Here is a 2,926-nt window from a genome sequence, read left to right as displayed (position 1 = left end):
CCCCGGACCCGCTCTCCGGTGCCGTACACCGTCTCGTCGAGGAGCGGGCGGCGCGCACACCGCACGCCGACGCCGTGCTGTGCGGGACCGAACGCCTCAGCTATGCCCGCTTGGACCAGCGGGCCGAGCGTCTCGCCCGCCGACTGCGCCACCACGGGGTGGGCCCCGAGGTCCCGGTGGGGGTGCATCTGACGCGCTCGCCCGAGCTGGCCGTGGCCTGTCTGGCGGTGCTCAAGGCGGGCGGCGCCTGTGTCCCGCTGGACCCCGCCCATCCGCCCGGCCGGCTCGCTCAGGCCCTGCACGACGCGGGCGCCCCGCTGGTCCTGAGCCGGCGCGCACTGGCACGGGGCCTGGGCCCGCACACCGCGGCCGTCCTGTACGTGGACCCCGAGAGCACCGACCCGGCGGCAGCGGAGCCCCAAGCCGACGAACGCCCGGCGCCCCCGCCTCAGCCGGGCGCCCACCCGTCGCGGGACACCGTGCCACGGCCGGGCGCCGACGCCGGATCGCCCCCTCACCCGCCCCTCGCGCGCCGCCTCGCGTGGATCGCGTACACCTCGGGATCCACCGGCCGGCCCAAGCCCGTGGGCCTGGAACACGGGCCGCTCGCCAACCTCGCCGTGCAGATCGGCCGCCGTCTGGACCTGGGCCCCGACGACCGCGTCCTGCAGTTCGCCTCCCCCGGCTTCTCCGTCGCCGCCGAGGAGATGTTCTCGACCTGGGCCGCGGGAGCCTGCCTCGTCATGGACCCCGACGACGCCCTCGCCGACAGCGCGGGACTGCGTACCGCCGTCGACACGTACGCCGTCACCGTCCTCCAGCTCACCCCGACCCTCTGGTACGAGTGGCTGCGCGAGCTGAGCCGGGACGGCACCCTGCGCCCGCCCGCCTCGCTGCGGCTGCTCGTGGTGGGCAGCGAACAGGCCGCGCCCGACCGGGCGGCGGACTGGCTGGCCACCGGGGTGCGCCTGGTGCACGAGTACGGCGCCACCGAGGGCACGGTCTCCCAACTGCTGTACGAACCCGACGTCTCCCCGGACGAGTTGCGGACCTGGACGCGCCTGCCCGTCGGCACCCCGCTGCCCGGCGTACGCGTCCACATCCTCGACGCCGGGGGGCGGCCGGTGGCCCCGGGCGAGCCCGGCGAGCTCCACCTCGCCGGAGAGACGCTGGCGCGCGGCTATGTGGGGCAGCCCGAGCTCACCGCCGAACGCTTCCCGCCCGACCCGTTCACCGACCGGCCGGGCGCGCGCATGTACCGCACGGGCGACCTCGCCCGGCAGCGCGCCGACGGCAACATCGAGTTCCTGGGGCGCGTCGACCACCAGATCACCCTGCGGGGCGTACGCATCGAACCGGGCGAGATCGAGGCGGCGATCGGCCGCTACCCGGGCGTCACCGAGAGCGCCGTGCTGGCCCGCACCACCGCACGGGGGGACGACCAGCTGTGCGCGTGCGTGGTCTGGCACCAGCGGCGCGACGAGGCCGGGCTGCGCGCCCATCTGCGCGCCACGCTGCCGCCCGCGCTCGTCCCCGCCCGTCTGACGGCCCTGCCCGACCTGCCGCGAACCGCCCACGGCAAGGTGGACCGTCAGGCGCTGCGGGCCATGCCCTGGGACGGTGACCCTGCCGGCCCGTCGGGGGAGACACCACGGACCGCGCTGGAGGCCGCCCTCGCCGCGCTCTGGGCGTGGGCGCTCGACGTACCGCTGATCGGCCTCGACGACAGCCTCTTCGACCGGGGCGGTGACTCCCTGACGGCCACCCGGCTCGCGGCCCATCTGCGCGAGGTCCTGGGGGCGGACGTACGGCAGCGGACCGTGTTCGACGCGCCGACCGTACGGGCGATGGCCGACGTGATCTCGCGCCGACGCCACGGCACGCGCGCCGACGGCCCGGTGAAGGCGACGGACACGGGCGCCGAGTCCCCGCTGTCATCGGCGCAGTGGCGTATGTGGCTGCACCACCGCAGGAACCCGGCGAGCGCCGCGTACCACGAGCCGGTGGCGCTGCGTCTGCGCGGCCCGCTCGACATGGGCCACCTCCTGCGGGCACTGCGGCGGACGGTGGGACGGCACGCCGCCCTGCGCACCACCATCGCCACCACGGCGGGCGGGCCCGTCCAGCGGACGGCGCCGCCCGCCACCGCCGAGGCCTTCCCCCTGGACCGCCGGGATCTGAGCGGCCACTCCGAAGGCGAACTGGAGCGGGAACTCCAGGAGTTGGCCACAGCACCGTTCGACCTGCGACGCGGCCCCCTCGTCCGCGCGCACCTGCTGCGGATCGCCGCCGACGACCACGTCCTGGTGCTGGTCCTGCACCACATCGTCTTCGACGGATGGTCGATGGACGTGCTCTTCCGGGACCTGGCGGCGTTCCACGACGAGGCCGTGACCGGAGTCGCCGCGGCGCTGCCGCCGCTGCCCTCCCTGCCGGCCGGCAGTGTGCCGCCCCCCGGAGACGACCCGGACGCCGAACGCCGGACGCGTGAACAACGTTCCTACTGGGAGCGGCAGTTGGAGGGAGCGCCGCCCGTCACCCGGCTGCCCACCGGCCCTCCCACGGGCGGTCAGGGCACGGTGCGCTGCCCGTTCGCGGTCCCGGCCGGCTCCGCGGCACGGCTGCGGGAGCTGGCCGTGGCGGAGGGCGCCACCCCGTTCATGGTGCTGCTCGCCGTCTTCACGGCGCTCGTCCACCGCCGCTCCGGCACCCGGGACATCGTGGTGGGCACGCTGCTGGCGGGCCGCGACAGCCCGGACACCGCCGACCTGATCGGCCTGTTCACACATACCGTTCCGCTGCGCACCCGGGTGCCCGAGGGCACCACCTTCCGCCGGCTCGTGCGGCGGGTGCGCGAGACGGTTCTGGGTGCGGTGGCCGCTCAGGACGTCCCGTTCGAGCACATCGTGGCGCACCTCGCCCCGCC

Annotated in this window: 1 protein-coding gene; it reads left to right on the top strand. The window is 76.0% G+C overall.

Annotated elements, in window-relative coordinates:
- Positions 1 to 74 precede the first annotated feature (74 nt).
- Positions 75 to 2,926, top strand: a 2,852-nt coding sequence (locus ACJA3G_RS34215) for an amino acid adenylation domain-containing protein (RefSeq protein WP_406556924.1), incomplete at its 3' end; no start/stop codon positions are given.

This window comes from Streptomyces sp. YS-3 (assembly GCF_045257485.1).
GTDB lineage: Bacteria > Actinomycetota > Actinomycetes > Streptomycetales > Streptomycetaceae > Streptomyces.
This window is presented reverse-complemented; position numbering and strand designations above follow the sequence as displayed.